General features: G+C 60.5%; 24 protein-coding genes. 17 read left to right on the forward strand and 7 right to left on the reverse strand.

From position 1 onward, the window contains the following. The first annotated feature begins 87 nt into the window (after nt 1-87). From dinG to pdxH, 5 genes are all read left to right on the forward strand, one after another. Nucleotides 88-2,232 (forward strand): ATP-dependent DNA helicase DinG, encoded by a 2,145-nt coding sequence (gene dinG, locus P3C18_RS18050; protein WP_275963178.1) that lies wholly within the window; start codon nt 88-90, stop codon nt 2,230-2,232. 208 nt (nt 2,233-2,440) lie between these two features. Further along, nucleotides 2,441-4,576, forward strand: a complete 2,136-nt coding sequence (locus tag P3C18_RS18055) for a beta-agarase (protein ID WP_275963179.1) — start codon at nt 2,441-2,443, stop codon at nt 4,574-4,576. A 116-nt stretch (nt 4,577-4,692) separates the two neighbouring features. Then, nucleotides 4,693-5,838: a serine hydrolase domain-containing protein gene (locus P3C18_RS18060; RefSeq protein WP_275963180.1), complete on the forward strand. Its 1,146-nt coding sequence runs from the start codon at nt 4,693-4,695 to the stop codon at nt 5,836-5,838. A 94-nt stretch (nt 5,839-5,932) separates the two neighbouring features. Then, complete coding sequence (locus tag P3C18_RS18065) at nt 5,933-6,619, forward strand: OmpA family protein (protein WP_275963181.1); 687 nt, start codon at nt 5,933-5,935, stop codon at nt 6,617-6,619. Nucleotides 6,620-6,708: 89 nt separating this feature from the next. Beyond that, nucleotides 6,709-7,356, forward strand: a complete 648-nt coding sequence (pdxH, locus tag P3C18_RS18070) for a pyridoxamine 5'-phosphate oxidase (RefSeq protein ID WP_275963182.1) — start codon at nt 6,709-6,711, stop codon at nt 7,354-7,356. Between the two features lie 7 nt (nt 7,357-7,363). On the opposite strand, the gene P3C18_RS18075 is transcribed toward pdxH, so the two are convergent. Continuing rightward, nucleotides 7,364-7,600 carry a hypothetical protein gene (locus P3C18_RS18075; RefSeq protein WP_275963183.1) on the reverse strand — a complete coding sequence of 79 codons (237 nt, stop codon included), beginning with the start codon at nt 7,598-7,600 and terminating at the stop codon, nt 7,364-7,366. A 173-nt stretch (nt 7,601-7,773) separates the two neighbouring features. Between P3C18_RS18075 and P3C18_RS18080 the strand changes: the two genes are divergently transcribed. The 9 genes from P3C18_RS18080 to P3C18_RS18120 all read left to right on the forward strand — a co-directional run bounded on the left by P3C18_RS18080 (nt 7,774) and on the right by P3C18_RS18120 (nt 16,446). Then, nucleotides 7,774-8,235 (forward strand): glycine zipper domain-containing protein, encoded by a 462-nt coding sequence (locus P3C18_RS18080; protein WP_275963184.1) that lies wholly within the window; start codon nt 7,774-7,776, stop codon nt 8,233-8,235. A gap of 326 nt (nt 8,236-8,561) precedes the next feature. Further along, entirely contained in the window at nt 8,562-11,354 is a 2,793-nt protein-coding gene (locus P3C18_RS18085) for a monovalent cation/H+ antiporter subunit A (protein WP_275963185.1), read from the forward strand. Between the two features lies 1 nt (nt 11,355). After that, complete coding sequence (locus P3C18_RS18090) at nt 11,356-11,685, forward strand: Na+/H+ antiporter subunit C (RefSeq protein ID WP_233686045.1); 330 nt, start codon at nt 11,356-11,358, stop codon at nt 11,683-11,685. Continuing rightward, nucleotides 11,682-13,187: a monovalent cation/H+ antiporter subunit D gene (locus P3C18_RS18095; RefSeq protein ID WP_275963186.1), complete on the forward strand. Its 1,506-nt coding sequence runs from the start codon at nt 11,682-11,684 to the stop codon at nt 13,185-13,187. The genes P3C18_RS18090 and P3C18_RS18095 overlap by 4 nt, the downstream gene beginning before the upstream one ends. Further along, nucleotides 13,184-13,687 carry a Na+/H+ antiporter subunit E gene (locus tag P3C18_RS18100; RefSeq protein ID WP_275963187.1) on the forward strand — a complete coding sequence of 168 codons (504 nt, stop codon included), beginning with the start codon at nt 13,184-13,186 and terminating at the stop codon, nt 13,685-13,687. Before P3C18_RS18095 ends, P3C18_RS18100 begins: the two co-directional genes overlap by 4 nt. Continuing rightward, nucleotides 13,672-13,941, forward strand: coding sequence for a K+/H+ antiporter subunit F (locus P3C18_RS18105; RefSeq protein ID WP_160015225.1), 270 nt, complete (start codon nt 13,672-13,674; stop codon nt 13,939-13,941). The genes P3C18_RS18100 and P3C18_RS18105 overlap by 16 nt, the downstream gene beginning before the upstream one ends. A gap of 10 nt (nt 13,942-13,951) precedes the next feature. After that, a complete protein-coding gene (locus P3C18_RS18110; protein WP_275963188.1) occupies nt 13,952-14,284 on the forward strand; it encodes a Na+/H+ antiporter subunit G in 333 nt (110 codons plus the stop codon). Between the two features lie 151 nt (nt 14,285-14,435). Next, nucleotides 14,436-15,341, forward strand: a complete 906-nt coding sequence (locus P3C18_RS18115) for a DMT family transporter (protein ID WP_275963189.1) — start codon at nt 14,436-14,438, stop codon at nt 15,339-15,341. Between the two features lie 10 nt (nt 15,342-15,351). Further along, complete coding sequence (locus tag P3C18_RS18120; protein WP_275963190.1) at nt 15,352-16,446, forward strand: PLP-dependent cysteine synthase family protein; 1,095 nt, start codon at nt 15,352-15,354, stop codon at nt 16,444-16,446. Nucleotides 16,447-16,532: 86 nt separating this feature from the next. On the opposite strand, the gene P3C18_RS18125 is transcribed toward P3C18_RS18120, so the two are convergent. Then, nucleotides 16,533-17,285, reverse strand: a complete 753-nt coding sequence (locus tag P3C18_RS18125; protein ID WP_275963191.1) for a 3-oxoacyl-ACP reductase family protein — start codon at nt 17,283-17,285, stop codon at nt 16,533-16,535. 144 nt (nt 17,286-17,429) lie between these two features. Here P3C18_RS18125 and P3C18_RS18130 point away from each other — a divergent pair, with 144 nt between their 5' ends. Together P3C18_RS18130 and P3C18_RS18135 are read left to right on the forward strand one after the other, a co-directional pair. Then, entirely contained in the window at nt 17,430-18,353 is a 924-nt protein-coding gene (locus P3C18_RS18130) for a LysR family transcriptional regulator (RefSeq protein ID WP_275963192.1), read from the forward strand. A gap of 318 nt (nt 18,354-18,671) precedes the next feature. Next, entirely contained in the window at nt 18,672-19,532 is an 861-nt protein-coding gene (locus tag P3C18_RS18135) for an OmpA family protein (protein WP_275963193.1), read from the forward strand. A gap of 42 nt (nt 19,533-19,574) precedes the next feature. Here P3C18_RS18135 and P3C18_RS18140 read toward each other — a convergent pair whose 3' ends face one another. The 4 genes from P3C18_RS18140 to P3C18_RS18155 form a co-directional block, all read right to left on the reverse strand. After that, nucleotides 19,575-21,194: an NAD(P)/FAD-dependent oxidoreductase gene (locus P3C18_RS18140; RefSeq protein ID WP_275963195.1), complete on the reverse strand. Its 1,620-nt coding sequence runs from the start codon at nt 21,192-21,194 to the stop codon at nt 19,575-19,577. Between the two features lie 125 nt (nt 21,195-21,319). Continuing rightward, nucleotides 21,320-22,327 carry a type I glyceraldehyde-3-phosphate dehydrogenase gene (gap, locus tag P3C18_RS18145; RefSeq protein WP_275963196.1) on the reverse strand — a complete coding sequence of 336 codons (1,008 nt, stop codon included), beginning with the start codon at nt 22,325-22,327 and terminating at the stop codon, nt 21,320-21,322. A 102-nt stretch (nt 22,328-22,429) separates the two neighbouring features. Further along, complete coding sequence (locus tag P3C18_RS18150) at nt 22,430-23,101, reverse strand: hypothetical protein (protein WP_275963197.1); 672 nt, start codon at nt 23,099-23,101, stop codon at nt 22,430-22,432. A gap of 142 nt (nt 23,102-23,243) precedes the next feature. Continuing rightward, nucleotides 23,244-23,576 carry a YegP family protein gene (locus tag P3C18_RS18155; protein ID WP_275963198.1) on the reverse strand — a complete coding sequence of 111 codons (333 nt, stop codon included), beginning with the start codon at nt 23,574-23,576 and terminating at the stop codon, nt 23,244-23,246. A gap of 609 nt (nt 23,577-24,185) precedes the next feature. Here P3C18_RS18155 and P3C18_RS18160 point away from each other — a divergent pair. Next, complete coding sequence (locus P3C18_RS18160; RefSeq protein WP_275963199.1) at nt 24,186-24,500, forward strand: hypothetical protein; 315 nt, start codon at nt 24,186-24,188, stop codon at nt 24,498-24,500. Nucleotides 24,501-24,962: 462 nt separating this feature from the next. On the opposite strand, the gene P3C18_RS18165 is transcribed toward P3C18_RS18160, so the two are convergent. After that, entirely contained in the window at nt 24,963-25,541 is a 579-nt protein-coding gene (locus P3C18_RS18165) for a hypothetical protein (RefSeq protein ID WP_275963200.1), read from the reverse strand. Nucleotides 25,542-25,990 lie beyond the last annotated feature (449 nt).

A 25,990-nucleotide genomic window follows, 5' to 3' on the forward strand; every position in this document is an offset into this window, starting at 1 on the left:
GGTTCAGCGCTGGATCGATTAGCGCGCTATGATAGCCGCCGATTACAAACACTGAAAATTTATCCAGCCTTTTCGCGCCCAGACCCCATGCTCAGTACCGAACTCAAGTCCCAGATCCAGGGCGCCTATTCCCGTTTTCTCGAAGCCAAGTCGCTCAAGCCGCGTTATGGCCAGCGCCTGATGATTGCTGAAATTGCCAAGGTGCTGGGTGCGATCAAGACGGACGACGAGGGCCGGCGCCTGGGTGATCCCGCAGTAGTGGCGGTTGAGGCCGGCACCGGTACGGGCAAGACTGTGGCCTACAGCCTGGCGGCGATTCCCACTGCCAAAGCTGCGGGCAAACGTTTGGTGATCGCCACGGCCACCGTCGCCCTGCAAGAGCAGATCGTGCACAAGGATCTGCCTGACCTGATGCGCAACAGCGGGCTGAATTTCAGCTTCGCCCTGGCCAAGGGGCGGGGGCGTTATCTGTGCCTGTCCAAGCTGGATATCCTGCTGCAGGAAGGCCAGGCGCAAAGCGCCACCGCTCAGCTGTTCGAGGAAGAAGGCTTCAAGATCGATGTGGACGAGCAGAGCCAGAAGCTGTTCACCACCATGATTGAAAAACTCGCCGGCAATAAATGGGACGGCGACCGCGACAGCTGGCCAGAAGAGCTGGAAGACACGCGCTGGTCGCAGCTGACCACCGATCACAGCCAATGCACCAATCGCCATTGCCCGAACTTTCAGCAGTGTGCCTTCTACAAGGCCCGCGAGGGCATGGGTAAGGTCGACGTGATCGTCACCAACCACGACATGGTCCTGGCCGACCTGGCGCTGGGCGGCGGGGCGGTGCTGCCGGACCCGCGCGACACCCTTTACGTGTTCGACGAAGGCCATCACCTGCCGGACAAGGCCATCGGCCATTTCGCCCACTTCACCCGCCTTCGTTCGACTGCCGATTGGCTGACTCAGATCGACAAGAACCTGACCAAGTTGCTGGCGCAAAATCCGCTGCCCGGGGATCTCGGCAGGCTGATCGAGCAGGTGCCGGAACTGGCGCGGGAGCTCAAAACCCAGCAGCAATTTATGTTTGCCGCTTGCGAGCAGGTGGCCGATTTCAAACCGGGCGAGGATATGCAGGGCCGCGAGCGGCCGCGCCATCGCTTTGTCGGCGGCGTGGTGCCGGCGCACTTGACCGAGTTAGGCCTGGAACTGAAAAAGGGCTTTTCCAAGCTCAATGATCTGTTTACGGGGGTAACCGAACAGCTCAAGGAAGCCATGGATGGTGAGGGCGCTGTCGGTATTGCCAGCCATCAGGCCGAGGAATGGTACCCACTGTTCGGCAGCCTGCTGGCGCGGGCCAAGGGCAACTGGGAGCTGTGGCTGGCCTTTACTGCCGAAGACCCGGAGGAAAGCCCACCGATGGCGCGCTGGCTGACCCTGGCCGACAGCGGTGCGCTGTTCGATATCGAGGTCAATGCCAGCCCGATCCTGGCCGCCGAAACACTGCGGCGTAACCTGTGGAATGTTGCCTATGGCGCCCTGGTGACCTCGGCGACCCTTACGGCGCTAGGCACCTTTGATCGCTATCGCATGCGCGCCGGCTTGCCGAAAGTGGCAGTTACCACCGTGGTGCCGAGCCCGTTCCATCACGCCGACGCCGGTGTGCTGCGGGTGCCCAACCTGAACGCCGATCCACGTGATGCTGTGGCGCACACGGCGGCGATTATTCGCGACTTGCCTGGTCTGGTTGAGGGCTCGCGCGGCACCCTGGTGCTGTTTTCCTCGCGCAAGCAGATGCAGGAGGTCTTCGATGGCCTGGAACGCGACTGGCGCAAGCGGGTGTTTATCCAGGGCAACCTGTCCAAGCAGGAAACCCTGAACAAGCACAAGGCGCGGGTCGACAGCGGTGAGGAGAGCGTGTTGTTTGGCCTGGCCAGCTTTGCCGAAGGTGTCGATCTGCCGGGCGCCTACTGCGAGCATGTGGTGATCGCCAAGATCCCTTTCGCCGTGCCGGACGACCCGGTGGAAGCGGCGTTGGCCGAATGGATCGAAGCGCGCGGCGGCAATCCCTTTATGGAAATCGCCGTGCCGGATGCCTCGCTGCGTCTGGTGCAAGCCTGCGGCCGACTGCTGCGCACCGAAGCGGATCGCGGCATTATTACCCTGCTCGATCGGCGTGTGGTTACTCAGCGCTACGGCAAGTCGATTCTCAATGCCTTGCCGCCGTTTCGTCGGGAAATCAGTTAGCCATCCGGCTGCTAGGCAACTCGCTGAGCGCTGGTGGTTCCAAGTGGCGTATGCACAATACCTTGGTGGTTATCAGGGCCTGGATTTGGCCTTGGGCAGTTTTGCTCAGGGCGGTTGAAACAATGGGGGAGTGTGGTTCGTGAAGGTTAAGTGCAGGCTGCAAACGGCTGTTCTGCTATCGGCGCTCGTGGGTTTTGCCGGTGCCGCCATGGCGACAGAGCCGCAGGAGCTGTTCAACTTTGTCCGGCCAATGGATGCCGTGCAGGTTACGACGCAGGATGCCGATCTACCCAACCGCATTGGCGAACCGACCCCGCAAGGCGAGGTGCTGCGCCGGGTGACTTTCCATCCTGCCGAGCAGCCGAGCCTAAAGCTAACCCCGCAAAGCGCTAGCTGGGACTGGTCGCAGCAGACGCTGGTCAGCCTGCGTGTGCAGAACGCTATGGACTGGGCACTGACCCTGGATGTACTGATCGAGAGCACTGACGGTCAGCGCTTGAGTACGCGTATCGCCTTGCCTGCCGGCCCTGCGCAAACCCTGTTGATTCCCTTGCAGGCAACTTCGCCCCGCGCTCAGGGCATGCGCGCCGGTGTGCCGATGCCCTGGACGCACAAAGGCCAACGCCTGCTGCTGGCGGATACGGTCACGGGTGCGCTGGACCTGAGCAAGGTCAGCGCGGTCACCCTGTCCATGCCACAGCCGAAAGCTGCGCAACATATTCTGATCAGCCAGTTTGGTGTAAACGGTGAGCAGCTTTCGGCGGCGGCCTATGCCGGTATCGTCGACCGTTATGGCCAGTATGCGCGGGCTGACTGGCCGGGTAAGGTCAAGAGCGACGAGCAACTGCAGCAGGCGGTGGCGCAGGAACAGAAACAACTGCATACCTGGCTGGCCGAGCGCCCGGCGCAAGACAAGTTTGCCGGCTGGACCGGCGGGCAGCCGTTTGAGGCGAGTGGCTTCTTTCGTACCGAGAAACGCGACGGCCGCTGGTTTCTGGTCACGCCGGAGGGCCATCCGTTCTACTCGCTGGGCGTCAATGCGGTGACCGCGCAGCAGAGCGCCACCTACGTTGAGGGACGTGAGGCGATGTTTGCCGGGTTACCGCAGGCGGGCGATGCGCTGGCGGCCTATTTCGGTACATCCGACAGCCGCAGCGACACCGGCGCCAATCAGGGCCGGGCGTTTGCCAACGGGCGCTGGTTCGATTTCTACAAGGCCAACCTGCAGCGTAGCTATGGTCAGGTTGACCCAGCTGCCTGGCGCACGCTGAGTCAGGACCGCCTGCAGGCCTGGGGTTTCAATACCCTGGGTAACTGGAGTGAACCGGCCTTTGGCGGGGATACGCGCATGCCGTTCAGCATTCCGCTGTCGATTCGTGGCGATTACGCCACCATCAGCACCGGCGTTGATTGGTGGGGCGCGATGCCTGATCCGTTCGACCCGCGCTTTGCCATGGCCACCGAGCGCGCTGTGGCGATTGCCTCGCGCGATCACCGTGACAATCCCTGGCTGCTCGGTTATTTCGCCGATAACGAACTGGCCTGGGCTGGCCCGGCGGATGATCCCAATGGTCGTTACGCCTTGGCGTATGCCACGCTGCGCCTGACCACCGACGTGCCGGCCAAGCGCGCCTTCCTCAAGCAGCTGCGCGACAAGTATCGCAATCAGAATGGCCTGTCCCGCGCCTGGGGTATCGAGCTGCCGGCCTGGGAATTGATGGAAGATCCAGGCTTCCAGGCGCCGCTGCCAAGTGCCGAATTCCCGTCCATCGAAAAGGACATGCAGGCGTTCTTGCGTCTGTATGCCGACACCTACTTCAAGACCATTGCCGACTCGCTCGACTGGCACGCGCCCAATCACCTGCTGTTGGGTGGCCGTTTCGCCAGCAGCATCCCCGAGGCGGTGAATGCCTGCGCCGAGTTCTGCGATGTACTGAGCTTCAATTTCTACACCCGCGAGCCGCAGCACGGTTATGACTTTGCCGCACTGCGCCAGCTGGACAAGCCGCTGATGGTCACCGAGTTCCACTTCGGTTCGCGTGACCGTGGGCCGTTCTGGGGCGGGGTTGCCGAGGTGTACAAGGAAGAAGAGCGCGGCCCGGCCTATGCGCATTTCCTGGCCAAGGCCCTGGAAGAGCCGCAGATCGTCGGTTTGCACTGGTTTCAGTACCTTGATCAACCGGTCACCGGGCGTCTACTGGATGGCGAAAATGGCCATCTGGGTCTGGTCGGCATCACCGACCGGCCGTGGGATGGCTTTGTCAAAGCCGTGCGCAAAGCCAACCTGGATGTGCCGAAAACGCTGCTCGAAACGGTGAATACGCCAGTGCCGGCGGTTCCGTAAAAGGCTATTCGCCGGGCTGATAGTAGGGTTGCCAACCTTGCGCAGGGTTCTACGCAGGCGTTAGAGCTGAAACAATCTGCCAAGCATTTGGCCGAATACGAGAAGGGGGCAGGGTGGTGCAGATACAGGGGTATTTCGACCTCAAGTTCGAGGCGCTGAGAGACGCCTTTGCGGCGTTGTTCGAGGAGCCGCAAGAGCGCGGCATGGCGCTGTGCGTGCAGGTCGGCGGCGAAACTGTGGTGGATCTGTGGGCCGGTGTTGCCGACAAGGATGGCCAGCAGGCCTGGCACAGCGACACCATCCTCAACCTGTTCTCCTGCACCAAGACCTTTACTGCCGTTACCGCGCTGCAATTGGTGGGCGAGGGCAAGCTTGAGCTGGATGCACCGGTCGCGCGCTACTGGCCGGAGTTCGCCGCTGCCGGCAAGGACAAGATCACCCTGCGTCACTTGCTTAGCCATCAGGCCGGGTTGCCAGCCTTGCACGAGATGCTGCCGGCCGAAGCTTTATACGACTGGCAGGCGATGACCACGGCGCTGGCCGCCGAACAGCCTTGGTGGCCATTGGGTGAGGGCCATGGTTATGCGCCGATCACCTACGGCTGGCTGGTGGGAGAGGTGTTGCGCCGAGTCGAGGGGCGCGGGCCGGGCGAATCCATCGTCGCGCGTACGGCCAAACCGCTGGGGCTGGATTTCCATGTTGGCCTGGCGGATGAAGAGTTCGACCGGGTGGCGATCATCTCCCGCGGCAAGGGTAACTTCGGCGATGCGGCCGCCCAGCGCCTGCTCAAGACCATGGTGAGTGAGCCTGCGGCCATGAGTACGCGGGCTTTTACCAACCCACCGTCGATCATGACCAGCACCAACAAGCCWGAATGGCGGCGCATGCAGCAGCCGGCAGCCAACGGCCACGGCAATGCCCGCAGCCTGGCCGGCTTCTACAGCGGCCTGCTGGATGGTCAGTTGCTGGAAAGCGAGTTGCTGGCCGAGCTGACCCGCGAGCACGCAGTGGGCGAAGACAAGACTCTGCTGACCCGCACCCGCTTCGGTCTGGGTTGCATGCTCGACCAGCCCGAGGTCGCCAACGCCACCTACGGCATGGGGCCGCGCGCCTTTGGCCACCCTGGAGCCGGCGGTTCCATTGGCTTTGCCGACCCGGAGCGGGATGTGGCCTTCGGTTTTGTCACCAACAACCTAGGACCGTTCGTCTTGATGGACCCCCGTGCGCAGAAACTTGCGCGTCTATTGGCTGATTGTTTATAGCCAGCTCGGCTAAACTGCTGCGCAACATGGCATGGCCTGCCGCCAGCGCGGGCCACTGACCGGCTTCTTTTTGCTTATCACGTGTGGATACCCGATGCTCGCCAACAAAACTCTCGCCATCGCGCTGTGTGTACTGATCAGCGGTTGCAGCCTTTTCGAAAAATCCGAAAAGCCCGCGCCGAAAGTGGTGCCAATGCCGCCACCAGCAGTAACCCAGGCCTGGCTGGATGTGTACGAGCCGAAGGTGCGTGAAGCGATCAAAGGCACCCATTTCGAGTTCGAACGTCGGGAAAACCTGCTGGTGGTCACCGCGCCAGTGCATGGCTCGTTCAACCCGGATCGTCCGCATATGATGCTGCCGGTCACCCTCGGTCCGCTGAGCCGTATGGCCAAATTGCTGGAAAGCGATGAAACCATCGGTGTACTGATTCTTGGCCACGCCGACAGCAGCGGTGAAGTGAGTGCTAACCGCGAGCTGAGCCACCAGCGCGCCCGCGCCTTCACCTCGATTTTCCGCCTTAGCGGTCTCAAGCAGAACCGTCTGATGGTTAAAGGTCTGGGCTCGGATATGCCGCGTGCAGCTAACGACAGCGTTGAAGGCCGTGCGTTGAACCGCCGAGTGGAAATCCTCCTGACCTCGAAAGACACCCTCAACGCGTTGATCTCCAAGTACAGCCAGCCTGCACCGGCCCCCGCCACTGCAGTTGCGGCTAGCAAGCCTGCAACTGACAAAAACGCGAAAACCGTAGCCAAGGCTGATAAGCCTGCTGCCGCTCAGTAACGCGCTACGCAGCGGCGCGTTGCCGCAGATCAAGCCAGATAGAGCGCTCGCGGGTAAGCTAGGCAAGACTTGATCGAGAGGATTTGCCGATGACTCAAACCCTGGCTGATATGCGCCGTGATTACACCCGCGATGGCTTGAGCGAGGCGCAAGCGCCGCTTGAGCCTTTTGCGTTATTTGAGCAGTGGTTTGCCGATGCGGTGAAGACCGAGCAATTGCCGGTCGAGCCCAATGCCATGACCCTGGCGACCGTCGATGCTGAAGGGCGCCCGCATTGCCGGGTGCTGCTGCTCAAGGGCCTGGATGCGCGCGGCTTTACCTTCTTCAGCAACTACGACAGCGCCAAAGGCCAGCACCTGGCCGCCAACCCCTTTGCCGCCATGACCTTCTTCTGGCCTAGCCTGGAACGGCAGGTGCGAATCGAGGGGCGCGTCGAGCGGGTTAGTGCTGAAGAGTGCGATGCCTACTTTCAGGTGCGTCCGCTGGGCAGTCGTCTGGGCGCCTGGGCGTCGCCGCAAAGCCGGGTGATTGCCGATCGCGCCGAGCTGGAAGGCCTGCTGGCCGAGACCGAACAGCGGTTTCTCGATCGTGCGCCGCATTGCCCGCCGCACTGGGGTGGCTATCGCCTGCTGCCGGAGCGTATCGAGTTCTGGCAGGGCCGTTCCAGCCGCCTGCATGACCGCCTTAATTTTCGTCTGCAGGGCGCGAACTGGCTGCGTGAGCGTTTGGCGCCCTGAGCGCGTTTCAGCCGCCGGGGTACTGCGCGGCAGCTTGCTCCAACCAGGCGGGCAGGGCGCTGCGCTTGATGCCAGCGGCCTGCGCCTCTGCCAGGCGGGCGAGCATATAGCTGCGCTTGGCCGCTGAGTCGCCAGCCAGTGACAGCGCCAGGTCGCGGTCCATCCAGCGTTTGATCCGCACATACAGCCACCAGTGGAAGTACAGCCCGGCAGCGCTGGTGATTGCGACGATAAAATAATCCATAAATCCCCCGATCAAGCCTTAGCTTAGGCGGGCTGGATGTCGGTTCTGAACGCGGCGGAATGTCGCGCCCTGGCTCCGCGCGGCAGGTTAGGTAAAGTTTTGCCGCATAATGGCGGGTGACAGCGAAGCTGCGCAGGCGTTTTAATGGGGCCTGCCTAACTGGAGAAACAATCATGCGTAAACCTTTTCTGTTGGCTGCCTCGTTTGCCGTGCTGGCCCTGTTGGGTGGCTGCGCCTCCAGCCTGACTGGCGACACCTACTCGCGCGATGAAGCACGCACCGTGCAGACCGTGCGCATGGGCACCATCGAAGCGTTGCGCCCAGTGAAGATCGAAGGCACGAAAACCCCCATCGGCGCAGGTGCTGGTGCAGTCATCGGCGGCGTGGCCGGTAGCGGTGTCGGTGGCGGGCGCGGCAGCGCGGTGGCGGCGGTGATCGGTGCAGTGGCCGGTGGCCTGCTGGGCGCGATGACCGAGGAAGGCCTGACCCGTACCCAGGGTGTGGAAATCACCGTGCGCGAAGATGACGGCAGCATGCGCGCCTACGTGCAGGCCGTTGAAGAAAATCAGATTTTCCGCGTTGGTGAGCGCGTGCGCATCATGACCGTGAATGGCACCAGTCGCGTTACTCACTGAGTGTCGAAGAGGCCGGATCAGTCCTGACTGATCCGGTTTTTTATTGCCTTTTTTCTAGATAAACCAGATGTTTATCGGCGTTTCTCTGGTTTTTCAGGCAAGCTCGCGGAAAACACAGTGTTTAGTAATAATTCTATCCATGACGGTTGGCCGATAGTTATGGATAATCGCGCACGCTTTTGTGCCAACGGGCTTTAGTCGCCGCGCGGTGCAATACTTTTGCGCGGGTTGCTGCGCAGGCAAAAGCCTGCGGTTGACCGCAGTGAGCAGGTTAGGGAGTCAGCCGGGCACGGGTACGTGCCGGGTTCGTATTAAGGGGTTTTTCTATGACGCTTGCGCTGATCATCGCCTTGCCATTTCTCGGCATTTTTCTGCCTTTGCTGGCCGAACGCATGGGCCGTTCCGCCTGCGCTGTGGCGGCGGCATTGGCGCCGCTGACGGCTTTGGTGCTGTTGTTCTCGCAGCAGTCTGCGGTATTTGCTGGTGAAGTGCTCAAGGTCAAACTGGAGTGGTTGCCGGCCCTGGGCCTGAATCTCAGCCTGCGCCTGGATGGTCTGGGCTTTCTGTTTGCCCTGCTGATTCTCGGTATCGGCCTGCTGGTCATTCTCTACGCGCGCTACTACCTGTCGAAGAAGGAGCCGATGGGGCGCTTCTTCGCCTTCCTCCTGCTGTTTATGGGCGCGATGCTCGGCGTGGTGCTGTCGGAAAACCTGCTGCTGATGCTGATGTTCTGGGAGCTGACCAGTCTGTCGTCGTTCCTCTTGATCGGCTTCTGGGGTGCCCGTTCGGATGCGCGCAAAGGCGCGCGCATGGCCCTGGCCGTGACGGGCGGTGGTGGCCTGGCGCTGTTCGCCGGGATTCTGCTGATCGGCCATATCGCCGGCAGCTTCGAGTTGTCTCAGGTGCTGGCGGCCGGTTATGCGATCCGCGCCCATGAGCTGTACCCGTTGGCGCTGATTCTGGTGCTGCTGGGGGTGTTCACTAAATCGGCGCAGTTCCCGTTCCACTTCTGGCTACCGCACGCCATGGCGGCACCGACGCCGGTATCGGCTTATCTGCACTCGGCGACCATGGTCAAAGCCGGGGTGTTTCTCCTGGCGCGTCTGTACCCGGCGCTGGCGGGGTCGGAGTGGTGGTTCTACCTGGTCAGCATCACCGGCCTGGTGACCTTGCTGGTCGGTGCCGGGATGGCGTTGTTTCAGCATGACCTCAAGGGGCTGTTGGCCTATTCGACCATCAGCCATCTGGGCCTGATCACCTTGTTGTTTGGTCTGGATACCCGCCTGGCCGCCGTGGCGGCAGTGTTCCACATCATCAACCACGCTACCTTCAAGGCCTCGCTGTTTATGGCGGCGGGGATCATCGACCACGAAACCGGCAGTCGCGACATGCGGCGCATCAACGGCATGTGGAAGTACATGCCGCATACGGCCGTGCTGGCCATGGTGGCGGCCTCGGCGATGGCCGGGGTGCCGCTGCTCAATGGCTTCCTGAGCAAGGAAATGTTCTTTACCGAGACGCTCAACCAGCACCTGCTGGGCAGCTTCAACTGGGTGATCCCGGCAGCGGCAACCCTGGCCGGGGTGTTCTCGGTGGCGTATTCGCTGCGCTTTATCCACGACGTGTTCTTCAACGGCGAGCCGGTCGACCTGCCGCATTACCCGCCGCATGAGCCGCCGCGCTATATGAAGGTGCCGGTGGAGATTCTGGTGTTCCTCTGCCTGCTGGTGGGTATCGTGCCGGCCTACACCGTGGCGCCGCTGCTGGCGACTGCTGCCTCGGCAACTTTGGGCGGTGATGTACCGAGTTACAGCCTGGCAATCTGGCATGGCTTCAACCTGCCGCTGCTGATGAGCTTTATTGCCCTGTTTGGCGGGATTCTGGTGTACGTGTTCCGTCAGCCGCTGTTCCGCTGGTATGCCGGGCTGCCGAGTGTTGACGCCAAGCTGCTGTTCGAGCGTGGTGTGCTGATCCTGGTCAAGGTGTCTAGCGTGATCACCCACTGGCTGGAGAATGCATCGCTGCAGCGTTACCTGGCGCTGCTGCTGGCAGCGGCCTTGCTGGTGGTGACTCAGGGGCTGAGCTCGTTGCCGCAGATCAGCGGCCCAGTGGCCATGGCCGAGATCGACGGCATCACCGTTCTGGGCTTGGGCATCATGGCCTTGGCCGCCTTGGTGACGGTGGTCTTCCATCGCCAGCGCCTGGTTTCGTTGCTGATGCTCAGCGTGGTCGGGCTGATGGTGGCCCTGGCCTTCGCCCGTTATTCGGCGCCGGATCTGGCCCTGACCCAGCTGTCGGTAGAGGTGGTGACCATTATCCTGCTGATGCTCGCGCTGTTCTTCCTGCCGGCGCATACCCGTATCGAGTCGAGCAGCCTACGCGGTCTGCGTGACTTCACCCTGGCGGTCGGCACTGGCGTGATGGTGGCGATGCTGGTGTTCGCCGTGCTGACGCGGCCATACGACAGCATTTCCGCATTCTTCCTGGAGAACAGCGTGCCGGGCGGTGGCGGCACCAACGTGGTCAACGTGATCCTGGTGGACTTCCGTGGCTTCGATACCCTCGGTGAGGTCACAGTGCTGGCGATTGCCGCCGTGGGCATCTTCGCGCTGCTCGATGGCCTGCGCCTGATCCAGCCGAAGGTCGATGCACAGGGGCGCGACTGGGCGCGTGACCGCCATCCGCTGATCCTCGCCACTCTGTCGCGGGTGCTGTTGCCGATGGCGCTGCTGGTCTCGGTGTTTATCTTCCTGCGCGGGCACAACCTGCCGGGTGGCGGCTTTATCGCCGGCTTGGTGACGGCCGTGGCGCTGATCCTGCAATACGTCGCCAGTGGCGTGCAGTGGACGCAGTCGCGCCTGCCGCTGAATTACCAGGGCATGGCCGGCCTCGGCGTGTTGATTGCCGGGCTGACCGGCCTGGGCAGCTGGCTGTTTGACCGGCCGTTCCTGACCTCGGCCTTCGGTCATTTCCATATCCCGCTGGTCGGTGAAATCGAGTTGGCCACCGCCATGCTGTTCGATCTGGGCGTGTACCTGACGGTTGTCGGCGCGACCCTGCTGATTCTCGCCAACCTGGGCAAGTTGACCCAGGAAAAAGCTGCACAAGAGGTGCTTTGAGATGGAAGCCATATTTGCCGCAACCCTGGGCATCCTCACCGCCAGCGGTGTGTACCTGCTGCTGCGCGCGCGGACCTTCCCGGTAGTGCTGGGGCTGACGCTGATTTCCTATGCGGTCAACCTGTTCCTGTTTGCCATGGGCCGCCTGCAGAGTGGCGTGGTCACGGTGATCGGCAAGAGCAGCGAATACGCTGACCCGCTGCCGCAAGCGCTGGTGCTGACCGCCATCGTGATCGGCTTTGCCATGACCGCCTTCGTCGTAGTGCTGGCGCTGCGCAGCGTGGGCGAAACCCAGACCGACCATGTTGACGGCCAGGAGCCTGCGCAATGAACCACGGCTTGATCCTGCCCATTCTGCTGCCGATGTTTGCCGGCAGCCTGTTGCTGCTGGGCGCGGGCCTGAGCCTGCGAGTCAAACGCAGCCTGTCGCTGCTGGCCACCTTGATGCTGCTGCCATTGAGCGGCTATCTGCTCTGGCTGGCTGATCAGGACGTGCTGCAGGTGTATGCCGCCGGTAACTGGGCAGCGCCGTTCGGCATCATCCTGCTGCTTGATCGCCTGAGCGCCTTGCTGCTGCTGGTCACGGCGGTGCTTGGCAGCTTTGCCTTGCTCTATGCAGTGCGCGGTGATGATCAGCGCGGGCAGAGTTTCCATGCGTTGTTCCAGTTCCAGTTGATGGGCATTAACGGCGCCTTTCTCACCGGCGATCTGTTCAACCTGTTCGTATTCTTCGAAATCCTGCTGATCGCGTCCTACTCGCTGTTGGTGCATGGCGGCGGAGTAGAGCGGGTGCGTGCGGGGCTGCATTACGTGGTGCTGAACCTGGTGGGGTCGGCGTTCTTCCTGCTTGCGGTGGGCGTGCTGTATGGCATCACCGGCACCCTGAACATGGCCGATATGGCCAGTCGGGTGGCCGCTGCCGGGCCGGATGATGCGGCGCTGCTCGGTGCTGCCGGGTTGTTGCTGCTGGTGGTATTCGGCCTCAAGGCGGCGTTTCTGCCGCTGTATTTCTGGCTGCCCAAGGCCTATGCCTCGGCCACTGCGCCGGTCGCTGCGCTGTTTGCGATCATGACCAAGGTCGGTCTGTATTCGATCATCCGCGTGTACACGCTGATCTTCGGTGACGATGCCGGCAGCCTGGCCAATATGGCCAACGACTGGCTCTGGCCAATTGCCCTGCTGACCCTGGCGCTGGGCGTGATCGGCGCGCTGGCGGCGGTCAGCCTACAGGGCCTGTTGGCCTATCTGGTGGTGGTGTCGGTCGGCACCTTGCTCGCCGGTATCGCCATCGGCACCGAGCAAGCCCTGGCCGCCGCCTTGTATTACCTGGTGCACAGCACTTGGGTGGCAGGCGGGATGTTCCTGCTGGCGGATTTGATTAGCCGTCAGCGCGGCGACAAGCAGGGGCTGCTGGTGCAGGGCCCGGCGCTGCAGAATCCGCATCTGCTCGGCGGCCTGTTCTTCTTCGGCGCGATTGCTGTGGCCGGCCTGCCGCCGCTTTCCGGGTTTATCGGTAAGCTGCTGTTGCTGCGCTCGCTGGAGCCGGGTGTGCAGGCGCTCATGCTGTGGCCAGTGGTGCTGGGCGGCGGTCTGCTGACCCTGATTGCCCTGAGCCGTGCCGGCAGCATGCTGTTCTGGCGCGTCGGCCTGAGCCAGCTGGACAGCGCCGAGCTGGACTACGGCCGGCTACTGGCCTGCGCCGGCTTGCTGCTGCTCAGCCTGCTGCTGATGGTTGGCGCCGCGCCGCTGCTCAGTTACGTCGAGGCCACGGCCAGTCAGCTACACGACCTGGCGTTGTACCGGCAAATCATCGAATCGGGAGCTGTACGATGAAAGCACGTCGCTGGTTACCCCATCCGCTGCTAAGCCTGTGCCTGCTGCTGGTCTGGCTGCTGTTGATGAATGACCTGAGCCTGGGCCACTGGCTGCTCGGAGCGCTGCTCGGCTGGGCGATTCCGCTGTTGACCCAGGTGTTCTGGATCAACCCGCCACGGGTCTACAAGCCCTTCAAACTGTGCCTGTTTTTGCTGCGCATCCTCGGCGATATCGTCACTGCCAACCTGCAGGTGGCCAAGCTGATCCTCGGGCCGCCCGCCAAGCTGCGCCCGGCATTCGTGGAAATCCCCATGCTGCTGGAAGATGAACTGGCCCTGACCATGCTCACCAGCATCATCTCGCTGACCCCGGGCACGGTATCCGCTGACCTCAGCGATGACCGCAAGATGCTGCTGGTACACGGCCTCGATGTGCCAGACGCCGAAGCCTTGATGGCGGAAATCAAACAGCGCTACGAAGCACCCTTGCTGGAGGTATTCACATGCTCGCCTACGTGATTCCGCTGTGCCTGGTGATCATCGGCCTGGCCCTGGTACTGACCATGGCGCGCCTGATCATCGGCCCGGATCTGCCCGACCGCATCCTGGCCCTGGATACCCTGTATATCAACGCGATTGCCATGCTGGTGCTGTTTGGCATCTGGTTGGGCAGCGATCTGTATTTTGAAGCGGCCCTGCTGATTGCGGTGATGGGCTTTATCGGCACGGTGGCCGTGGCCAAGTATTTGCTGCGTGGCGACATCATCGAATGAGGAGCATCTGATGGCTTTCTGGATCGAAGCGCTGGTGGCGCTGTTTCTGCTGATCGGCAGCCTGTTCGCGCTGATCGGTGCAATCGGCCTGTACCGCCTGCCGGACTTCTTTATGCGCCTGCACGGCCCGACCAAGGCCAGCACCCTGGGCGTGGGCGGCATGGTGATCGCCTCGCTGATCTACTTCAGCTTTCGTGGCGAGGGCGTCAGCCTGCATGAGCTGCTGATCGCCCTGTTTCTGTTTATCACCGCACCGGTCAGCGCCCATATGCTGGCCAAGGCCGCGCTGCAGCAGAAGCTGCAGATCAACGAGCAAACTCGCGGTAAACCCTGGGAACAATAAGGTGCCGGTTGCGTCGCGCTTCCTGTGGGAGGGGCTTTAGCCGCGACGGCTGTCTCGTCTCGAACCACCCCACACAGTTCGCGGCGCTGACTGTATCTGTCGGCGCCGCACTGGCCTCTCTACACTGCAGCCTTTAGTCAGGGGCTTGGGTATGCGTGAGCAGGGTAGAGGCATCGCGGTGATCTGCCTGGTGATCGCCATGGCGCTGTGGGGCAGTTCCTTTATTGCGCTGAAACTGGCCTTTGTCGAATTGCCGCCGTTGTGGGTGATCTTCGGTCGTATGGCTCTCGGCAGCCTGGTGTTTCTGCTGGCCTGGCGCTGGCGCGGACAGATGCATTACCGCACAGGCGACTGGAAGTACCTGCTGGGCCTGGCGGCTTGCGAACCCTGTCTGTATTTCCTCTTCGAAGCCCTGGCGCTGCAACACACCAGCGCCGCACAGGCTGGCATGGTCACGGCCTTGCTGCCGCTGCTGGTGGCGGTCGGCGCGTTTATCTTTCTCCGCGAACGGATCAGCCGCATCACCCTGGCTGGGTTTCTCCTGGCCTTGGTCGGCGCCGTATGGCTAAGCCTGGCCGGCAGCTCTGATGAGCACGCCAGCAACCCGATTCTCGGCAACTTCTACGAGCTTCTCGCGATGCTCTGTGCCATGGGTTACACCCTGTTGCTCAAGCACCTGTCATCGCGTTATTCGCCCTTTCTGCTGACCGCCATGGTGGCCTTTGTCGGCACTATTTTCTTTCTGCCCCTGGCACTGTTCAGTGCGCCGTTGCCAGCCAGCGTCAGCCCAATGGGCCTGGGCGCGGTGGCGTACCTGGGCATATTGGTCACGGTGGGCGCTTACGGGCTTTACAACTTCGGCGTCAGCCGCTTGCCGGCCAGCCAGGCGTCGGGCTTTACCAACCTGATCCCGGTGTTCACCCTGCTGTTCGCCATACTGCTATTGGGCGAAAGCCTGAATGCTGTGCAGATGCTGGCAGCGGGATTGGTGTTTGCTGGCGTATTGCTAAGCCAGTGGCGCGGGACCCGTGTGGTGCCGGCCGGTGTGCTGGATTGAGGAGCAAGGCATGAGTAGTTCAAGAACCTGGGCGCGTGAAGCGATCCGTATCATTGAGGCGGATTTCCAGCGCAGCGCCGACACCCATCTGATTCCCCTGGCGCTGCCGGGGTTGCCGGGCGTTGAGCTGTATTTCAAGGATGAGTCCAGCCATCCCACCGGCAGCCTCAAGCACCGTCTGGCGCGTTCGCTGTTTCTCTACGCGCTGTGTAACGGCTGGCTCAAGCCCGGTGCGCCGGTGATCGAGGCGTCCAGCGGTTCCACGGCAATCTCCGAGGCCTACTTCGCCCGTTTGCTGGGGCTGCCGTTTATCGCGGTGATGCCGGCCAGCACCTCGAAGGAGAAGATCGCGCAGATCGCCTTCTACGGCGGCCAGAGCCATCTGGTGACGGACCCAACGCAGATCTACGCCGAGTCCGAGCGCCTGGCGCGCGAGGCCGGCGGGCATTTTATGGATCAGTTCACTTACGCCGAGCGCGCCACCGACTGGCGCGCCAACAACAATATCGCCGAGTCGATTTTCCAGCAGCTGCGCAGCGAGCGTTTCCCTGAGCCGAGCTGGCTGGTCTCCAGCCCCGGCACCGGCGGCACCTTGGCGACGCTGGGGCGTTATGTGCGCTATCGCCGCCATAGCACTCAGGTGCTGTGCGCCGATGCCGAGCGTTCGGTGTTTTTCGATTACTACCGCACGGGTGATGCCAGCCTGTGCCTGAGCCATGGCTCGCGTATCGAAGGCATCGGCCGGCCACGGGTTGAGGCGTCCTTTCTGCCGTCGGTGATCGACGCCATGTGCAAGGTGCCGGATGCTTTGTCCCTGGCTGCCATGCATTACCTGGCGCAACGCCTGGGCCGCAAAGTGGGCGGCTCCAGCGGCACCAACCTGATTGGCGCACTATTGGTGGCGCAGCGTATGGTCGCGGCGGGGGAATCCGGCTCTGTGGTGGCGATTCTCTGCGATGGCGGCGAGCGCTATGCCGATACTTACTACGATCAGGCCTGGCTTAGCGCCCAGGGTTTCGACCTGACTGGGTTAATCGCAATGGTGGCCGATTGCGCCGAGCGCGGCGTCGCGCTACCCGCTGACTTGCCCACGGCTGGGCTGTAACGGCTGGCTGCACACTGCTGTGCGTTACCTGCAAGGCTAAAAACTCCGGCTGCCTTGGCCGCCGGAGTTGTGAGTGGTTTGGCTTTTCAGGCCGAAAAACCACCATCAATCATCAGGCTGGAACCGGTGATATAGCCGGCTTCCGGGCCCGCCAGATAGGCCACGAAGCTGGCAATTTCTTCGGCACGACCGTAGCGGTTGATGGCCATAAGCTGTTTCAGGCTGTCAGCAAACTCGCCGTTTTCCGGGTTCATCTCTGTGTCCACCGGGCCTGGTTGCAGGTTGTTTACGGTAATGCCACGGCTGCCCAGGTCGCGGGCCAGGCCCTTGGTCAAACCCACCAGCGCGGCCTTGCTCATGGCATACACCGCGCCACCGGCAAAGGGCATGCGCTCGGCATTGGTGCTGCCGATGTTGATGATGCGGCCGCCATCGTTGAGGTGTTTGGCCGCTTCCTGGCTGGCGATCACTACGCTGCGTACGTTGATCGACAGCGTGCGGTCGATGTCTTCGATACTCATCTGTTCAATCGGTGCGATAGCCAGTACGCCGGCGTTATTGACCAGAATATCCAGTTGGCCAAAGGTGCTCAGGGTTTGCTGAATGGCGCCGCGAATAGCGCTTTCACTGGCACTGTCGGCCTGGATGGCCAGGGCTTTGCCGCCGGCCGCCTGGATTTCCTGTACCAGTGCTTCGGCGTGCTGAGCGCTTTGGCTGTAGCTCAGGGCAACAGCGGCACCTTCACGAGCCAGGCGTTTGGCGATGGCGGCGCCAATGCCACGGGAACCGCCTTGGATAAAGGCAACTTTGTTACTGAGGGGCAGGGTGGTGTTGGTCATGTCGATCTCCATACAAGTAAGTGGGTGTCTGGGTACTTCTTGGTGTTGGAGTGAGTATCTGCTACGGATTGGTTTCTAATAAGCCAGTAATGCGCATATGCTTTCGATCCAGATACTATCGAATGCCGACGCCAGGAACCGCCGATGGACACCCTAAATTGCATCGAATGCTTTATTCGCAGCGCTCAGGCCGGCAGCTTTGCTGAGGCGGCGCGGCGCTTGGGGCTGACCCCGGCCGCGGTCGGCAAGAATGTGGCGCGGCTAGAAACCAGCCTGGATGTGCGGCTGTTTCACCGCAGTACGCGCAAGCTCAGCCTTACCGAGGCGGGGGAGTATTTTCTGGCTGATGCGGCGGGGGGCTTGAGTGCTCTGCAATTGGCCATGGGCAACCTCACCAGCCTGCGCAGCCAGCCGGCTGGCACCTTGAAGGTGAGCATGGGGTTGTCGTTCGGTCGCGAGTATATGGTGCCGCTATTGGGCGAGTTCCTGCGGCGCTATCCGCGCATCATGCCGGATTGGCATTTTGATAACCGTCAGGTTGATCTGGTCGCCGAAGGTTTTGATGCCGCGATTGGCGGCGGATTTGATATTCCCCAAGGTGTTGTGGCGCGCGAATTGGCGCCGGCACATCGCGTGTTGCTGGCGGCGCCGCAGTACCTTGCACAGGCTGCGCCACTGGATTCACCGGCTGATCTTCCCCAGCACGCCGGCATCTTGATTCGCTCACCACAAACCGGGCGCGTGCGGCCTTGGATATTGCGTAATCGAGAGGGCTTGCTGGCCTCCGTGGAGATGAAAACCCGCATGACGTTCAGCGACCCAGAGGCTGCCTGTGTGGCTGCCGAAGCTGGTTTGGGCATCGCTCTGGTGAGCACCGGGCATGCGCTAACGTACCTGCGGCGGGGCACGGTGCAGCGCGTACTGGCGGATTGGCATGTAGACGCCGGGGCGATTTCGATCTATTTCGCCGGGCAGAAATTGCTGCCGCAGAAGACTCGGGTGTTTATTGATTTTGTCCGCGAGCAATTTCAGCAGCAGGGGCTGGAGAAGCTATTGTCAGCGCTGTAGGAGAGCTGGCCCTGAAAAGCAGGGCAGTCTGTTCTAGGTGGGTTCAGCAATACTCAGGATGCGCGAATCAGCGCTTCGCTTACGCCAAGAGCATCCACTCAGGCGAAGAGCCCGCGCCTCTGCCGGGATGCTGCGCAAGGCTGGTTTTGTCGAACTGAGAGCTACGCCGGCCTCGAACGCCGCTCCAACGCTTCGCGGCGCACTGCACTCGCTTGCCTGCGCCCGGACATTAGCCTGCAGCTGGCCAAACCATGCTGGTCTAGAGTCACTGCTGTGGGTGGGCGCACGCCGCGCCCCGAATGCAGCAGGAGAAATGCCATGGGAATTGTGCGCAGCTGTTTGCACATGCTGCTGTGGTCGGTCGTTGGGTTGAGCGGGCCGGCGTTGGCTGCCGATGATACGGCAGGGTCGAAGGACCATTCGCTGCTGTCCCGCTACCCGAACTCGCATATCGTCGAGTACGAGCAGAACTACAACGCCGCACAGTTCGCCACCGGCACCCAGGACGGCGTGCCGCAGCGTCAGAGCGTGGAAGGTGATGCCACGCAGATTCGCTATTTCCACAACGCGGTAGACAACCAGCCGAGCCCGCTACAGCTGTTGCGCAACTACCAAAACGCGATCAAGTCGATTGGCGGTGAAGTGGTTTACGAGCGCCTGCCGCAGGATGGCGATGGCGGCGAAACCACACTGAAGGTCACGACCGGTGGTAAGGAGGTGTGGGTGCGCCTGGAGCCGGAAATTTTCAGCGCACCGACCCAGAGCTACAAGCTGGTGATAGTCGAAGTGGCGGCCATGCAGCAGGTGGTCAGCGCCAATCAGTTACTCGATGAACTCAACCGCAACGGCTTTATCGCTTTGTATATCAACTTCGACACCGGCAAAGCCGAGCTCAAGGCCGATGGTCAGGCCACCGTGGCAGAGATCGTCAGCATGCTGAAAGCCGCGCCGGCGTTGCGCCTGGCCATCGAAGGCCATACCGACAGTCAGGGCCATGCGGAGGCCAACAAGCTGTTGTCCGAACAGCGTGCGCAGAGCGTGATGAACGCCATCGTCGCCGCCGGTATCGAGGAGCAGCGGTTGAATGCCGCAGGTTTTGGCCAGGAGCGGCCAGTGGCGGACAATCGCAGCGAAGAAGGGCGGGCGAAGAATCGCCGGGTCGAGTTGGTCAAGCTGTAGTCCACATGCTGCCTGGTTTACAGGCAGCGTGCTGTTGCTGGCTTAGGCTGGCTCGGCAATCCCCAGCATTTCGCGAATCAGCGCTTCGGCCACGCGAATGCCATCCACCCCGGCGGAGAGGATGCCGCCGGCGTAACCCGCGCCTTCCCCGGCCGGGTACAGACCACGAACGTTGAGGCTCTGCATATCCGCGCCGCGGGTGATACGCAGTGGCGAGGAGGTGCGGGTTTCTATGCCGGTCAGTACCGCGTCATGCAGGTCGAAACCCTTGATCTGCTTGCCGAAGGCCGGCAGCGCTTCGCGGATGGCTTCGATGGCAAAGTCCGGCAGCGCCAGGGCCAGGTCGCCCAGCTTGATCCCCGGCTTGTATGACGGCTCGACGCTGCCCAGCTCGGTAGATGGCTTGCCCGCGATAAAGTCGCCGACTAGTTGCCCCGGTGCTTCGTAGGTGCTGCCGCCGAGCAGATAGGCCTGGGATTCCAGGCGCTCCTGCAGTTCCACGCCCGCCAGCGGACCACCTGGATAGTCCTGCTCCGGGGTAATGCCGACGACGATGCCGGCGTTGGCGTTGCGCTCATTACGCGAGTACTGGCTCATGCCGTTGGTCACCACGCGGTTCGGCTCCGAGGTGGCGGCGACCACGGTGCCGCCTGGGCACATGCAGAAGCTGTAGACCGAGCGGCCGTTCTTGGCGTGGTGCACCAGTTTGTAATCCGCAGCACCGAGCTTGGGGTGGCCGGCGTATTTACCGAGGCGTGCGCGGTCGATCAGACCTTGCGGGTGCTCGATGCGAAAGCCCACCGAGAACGGCTTGGCCTCCATAAACACCTCGCGCTTGTGCAGCATGCGGAAGGTGTCACGCGAGCTGTGGCCCAAGGCCAGGATCACCTGACGGCTGAGAATCTGCTCGCCACTGTCGAGCACCACACCTTTGAGCTGACCATTTTCGATCAGCACATCGCTGACCCGCTGCTGAAAGCGTACTTCGCCGCCCAGGGCTTTGATCTCTTCGCGCATGGTGGCGACCACGCCGGTAAGGCGGAAGGTGCCGATATGCGGCTTGCTGACATAGAGAATCTCGTCCGGCGCGCCGGCCTTGACGAACTCATGCAGCACCTTGCGCCCGTAATGCTTGGGGTCCTTGATCTGGCTGTACAGCTTGCCGTCGGAGAAGGTGCCGGCGCCGCCTTCGCCGAACTGCACGTTGGATTCGGGGTTGAGCACGTTCTTGCGCCACAGGCCCCAGGTGTCCTTGGTGCGCTGGCGCACTTCGGTGCCGCGCTCCAGCACAATGGGCCTCAAGCCTGCCTGGGCGAGAATCAGCGCGGCGAAAATCCCGCACGGACCAAAACCGACGACCAGCGGGCGCTCTGCGAGGTTCTCGGGCGCCATGCCGACTGGTTTGTAGGCGGTGTCCGGGGTGACGCTGATATGCCGGTCATCGCTGAATTTGGCCAGCAATGACGCTTCATCACGCAGCTCGCAGTCGATGGTGTAGATGAAGTGCATCTCAGTGGATTTTTTGCGCGCATCGTAGCTGCGCTTGAACAAGGTGAAGCCAAGCAGCTCGCTGTCGGCAATTCCCAGGCGCTGGATGATAGCCGGGCGCAGGGCTTCGTCGGGATGATCGAGGGGCAGCTTGAGTTCGGTGATACGAAGCATGAGGGGCGGTCCACTTTCAGGGCCGGAGGCAACCCGGCAGCTTTTAAAAGGCGGCGATTATACGCCTGATCTGTGGTTAAAGGCCGCCGCCGATAGCGGGCGGCGGCCTGTCATATGGCTGAGCGCTAGCGCGCCTCAGGCTTTACCCAGGCCAGCATCACATCGAGCATGCGGTTGGCGAAGGCCCATTCGTTGTCATACCAGGCCAAAACCTTGACCAGGTCGCCCTGCACACGGGTGTGGCTGAGGTCGACCACGCAGGAGACTGGGTAGCCATTGAAGTCGCTGGACACCAGCGCCAGCTCGTTGCACTCCATCACCCCCGGCGGCAACTGCAAAGCGCCGGCCTGCAGCGCGGCGTTGATCGCTTCGCGGCTAGTCGGGCGCTCGCTGGTAAAGGTCAGATCTACCAAGGAGACGTTGGGCGTGGGTACGCGTATCGACAAACCATCCAGGCGGCCGATCAGCTCCGGCATCACCAGGCCGATGGCCTTGGCCGCGCCGGTGCTGGTGGGGATCATCGACAGGGCGGCGGCGCGGGCGCGGTAGAGGTCGCTGTGGGTTTTGTCCAGCAGGTTTTGGTCATTGGTGTAGGAGTGGATGGTGTTGACCAGCCCCTGACGAATGCCCACGGCTTCGTGCAACACCTTGGCCATCGGCGCCAGGCAGTTGGTGGTGCAGGAGGCGTTGGAAACGATCTGCTGATCGCCCAGTAATTGGTGATTAACGCCGTAGACCACGGTCAGGTCGGCGCTGTCCAGCGGGTGCGAGAGCAACACGCGCGGGCTGCCGGCGCTGATGTGCTGTTCGACCTGGGCGCGTTTTTTCAGCTTGCCGGTGCATTCGAGCACCAGATCCACCGCGTGCTCACGCCAGGGCAGATTGCTCACTTCGCGCTCACGCAACAGCTGGATCGGGTGGCCGTTGACCAGCAAGGTATCGCCGTCCAGGCTGATCTCCCCGGGGAAGCGGCCGAAGGTGGAGTCGAAGCGGGTGAGGTGGGCGAGGGTGCTTTGTTCACCCAGATCATTGATCGCGGTGAGGTGGATCTGCTGCTCCAGTTTGCGCTCGAACAACGCGCGCACCAGGCAGCGACCGATACGTCCATATCCATTGATAGCAATGCGCAGCATAACGATATCCCTTTGGCTGTCTTCCCTTGCAGCTTAGGCCAATCGTCTACCAAGCGGCTGATCTATCTCAGCTATCTGCGCATTGATCGCTGTATCCACGGCTCAGTCGTTGCGGGCGCCACCCAGGTAGGCACAGCCCCGCAGGACTTCGCCGTTGAGGCGTAATTCAGCACTCAGGTGCTGCAACGCACCACTCATGCTGTCGACGCAGCGCTGGCGGGCGACCCACAGATCCAGGCGTTGGCCGTTGGCTTCGCTGCTAAGGTTGAGACGGCCTTCGGGCAATTGCTCTTCCAGGTAAGGCAGCGCCTGTGGCTCCTGGCCGGGGCGGTTGAGGATCAGGCCCTGATTGCTTACCGCGATATTCCAGTCCGGCTCGTGGCCGCTGGCGCGCAGGATGGTGCGGGCGAAGTTGATGTCTGTGCAGCCATGGCCTTCAGCCTGTACGCGGTACACCTGGCTCGGCACGAACTGACCATCGACACCTTTCTGCACATTGGCCTGCAGCTGGCCGCGCATATCGACATACAGCGTTGCGTGGCCGTCAGCGAATAGCGTGCTGGCATCGCTGCTCAGCTCGGCGGCGCTGTCTTCCTTGAGGATAAATTGACGTTGTTCCTGGCAGGGGCGAAACAGCAACTGGCCCGCGTTCAGGCTCAGTTCGCCTTGCATGCGCGTCTGCTGGATCAGCGGCTCGGCGGGTTTGTCGGTAAACACCTGGCAACTGGCGAGCAGTGGCAACAAGGCAACGTAAAAAGGGCGGCTGAAACGCATCATGGCACTCCTGAAAAGTGCGCTCACGTTACCTAGGCCCCTGGCGTATCACAAGGGCATGCCGCCGCTGGCGACGGCATTTTCAGCCCGGCTGGGCAGATCTATCAGGGTTGTGCAGCCTGCTGCTTGACGTGCCTGAAGGTTAGCCGTTGGTTTTGATGGTTGTGGTCGGACCATTGGTCTTGACCGACTCAATACCGGTCTCACGGCCAGCGGCAGCCTTGTACATCTGGCTGGTGCCAATCACCTGATGGTTGGCCGCCTTGAGGTTGAAGTAAAAGCGGCCATCACTGGCATCCTTGCGCTCGTAGCGCTCATCGGCAGGCGCATTCTTCTGCACCGAAGCAATGCCGCCTTCCGCAGCCGCGCGGGTCTCGTACTGCTCACTGCGCAAAATCACCTCGGCATTACCGGCCTTCAACACGAAAAAGAACTGGTCTTTATCGTTCTTCGTAAGTTCATACCAACCAGCCATGGCGGCCTCCAGCAAATAAAAGGGAAGGGGTAGAACAGCGATCAACGCAACTACGGGCGTGATCGACGGGCAAAAGCATAGCAAGGGCGTGTGACAGTGCGCGGTGAGGTGGTGTTGGTGCTTGAGGGGATTGTTTGTTGTGCGCTACTCGCCAGACAGATCCGACTCCTGGCCTGGGTCGCCCAAAAGGAATGTGTCGCCATTGCTTGCGGTCAAGGTAGCTGTGCCCAGGTTACGGATAACCCACTGCCATTGGCCATAACGGCTCTGTAACGTGCCGCGCGCAGTGCAGGGGCCGTAGAGAAAAAAGTCATGCTGCTGACGCGATGAAATAAGTACTGCCCGCGAAAAGAAGGCCTTTACCTGGGCTGGACTGATCATGAACGTGGTACAGCCTTCAGACTGCGGACCGATCCCCTGTTCTTGTACATGGATTTTGGTAATCGCCCCTATGGGCGATGCCAAGCCGGTAAGCGGTAGCAGTAGCATTGATAGCAATAGGCCTGCGAGTATTTGGCAGGTCTTACGGGCAGGGATAGGCGCTTGTTGTTTGGTCATGGCTTGAAGTGTTTTGTGTCTTGGCTATTGTGATTGAAGTGCGTGTGAGTCATGTCGGTAATAAAACGGATATTTGATGTGATTGAAGGTTTGATTAAGGGGCGGGATTTAGACTGTTCCAGTGAGCGGGGCGAACGGGTTGAGCCAGTTGTTAGGCTTGGCACGGTAGCCGCCGTAACGCAGAAAGAAAAGGCAGACACCGCCGATGATAATGTCGGATTTGGTAAGTTAATTGTTACGTTGTCCGGCATAAACCAACTCCTTTTGATAATGTCAGTAAATATGAAAACGTACTGGCGACGCGTTGTTGCTGGTGATACAACCGGAAAAATTATTCCGGAGATTAAGCTAAGGGGCCGGCTTTAGCCGGTCCCAGCGAACGAAGTGAGCGATTTGAGCGCATTGTTAGCTGCTGCCTCCCGATGGATAGCCCATAGCAGCTAGTTTTTATGAATTTCAACGTCCATTTTTCTCGAGCGGCTATAGAACGCAAACTCTCTGAGGCTTGGAGGAAGCGCTCCAGAAACAAGCATGTCAAAATCCACACTCGTTTGGAACACTCGCAACCGTTCCAGAGAGGCTAATTTGGATAGCCCACGTAACGAGGCTAACTCCTTGCAATTGCCTATATAGATGCTCTGTAATTTTCGCTTTCACTGCCAAATGAAAGCTCTGTAAGCCGAATTTGATCTTCTATTCTCAAACGCTTGAGTCTAGGAAAGTTTCCTGAAACTAACTCAGAAATGCCCCTGACACGAATAACTTCAAGTTCTTCGATTGATTGGCTGAATACCTCATTCAGGTTTTCTCTCCCGCCCAAGATAACGGTTAACTTTTAAGCCCTTCAAGGGAGTTCAAAAAATTCAATTTCTGCATGCTTCCAATCTGGGACAGGCAAAGCTTCTGCAAGCTCGACAATAGACCAACGGTCTCAATGAGACGGGTATGCCCGACAAGGTATAGATCGTGAAGCCGATGAAATCTAGATAGATATGAAAGATTTACCTTCCTTTGCTTGCTTTCCGAGACCGTTAAAGAACCAAGATTTTCTAACGATGGATACGAGAGAATATCTTCGGGCAATTCTTTGTAGACTCCAAGGCTTAATCGATCCAGCGAATGAAGTTCATTAAGTTCTTCAAAATTTGATGCATTTAAAAGGCAGTCTATAGAAAGATTAGTGACATTTTCTACCTGCTTAAGCGTGCTAAAGTCGAATGACGAGCTGTAATGCCCATAAAACCTAATTTCAATCAGATTTTTATATACCTTTGCAAGCTCGTTGAGTCGTCGCAACGTACTCTCTGAGTATGACGCTCCGGAAAATTGAACAACAACCTCATCACCTTTGGCCAAGAGTGCTTCAGCGTTAGCTAGATTGTTGCTGTCGGTTATGCGGTGCTGCATCACTTTCTCCGCAGCGGCTAACGTTTGGTTAAAGGGCGGGCTTTAGCCCGTCCCAGTGAGCGAAGCGAGTTGTTAGCTGCCATAACCGAAAAGGATATTGAAGAGAGATGCGAAAGTAACATAGGAAAGCAGTAGTGATGAAATTGATATTATGATGCAGTGGAACCATGCAATTATTTTTAGCCAAGTGTATTTGAGCCTTTTTAGAAAACCTAACTCTGGCTTTTCTGGTCTCTTGTGATGCCACTGAATAACTGATGTTAATAGACTGAACCAGCCGAGCGTGATTGCCGAGCCCCATGCTGTTATAGAAATATAGTTGTTATGCGCTTTAAATATGTAAGAAACGAAAAGCACAGCGCCTAGTAGAACGCCGCACACAAGCATGGCGCGATACATTTTTGCCCTATATGGCGCAACCTCTACGGCGATATGGTTGAGTATTGTAG

This window comes from Pseudomonas sp. 1928-m, from assembly GCF_029269135.1.
Taxonomy (GTDB): Bacteria; Pseudomonadota; Gammaproteobacteria; order Pseudomonadales; family Pseudomonadaceae; genus Aquipseudomonas.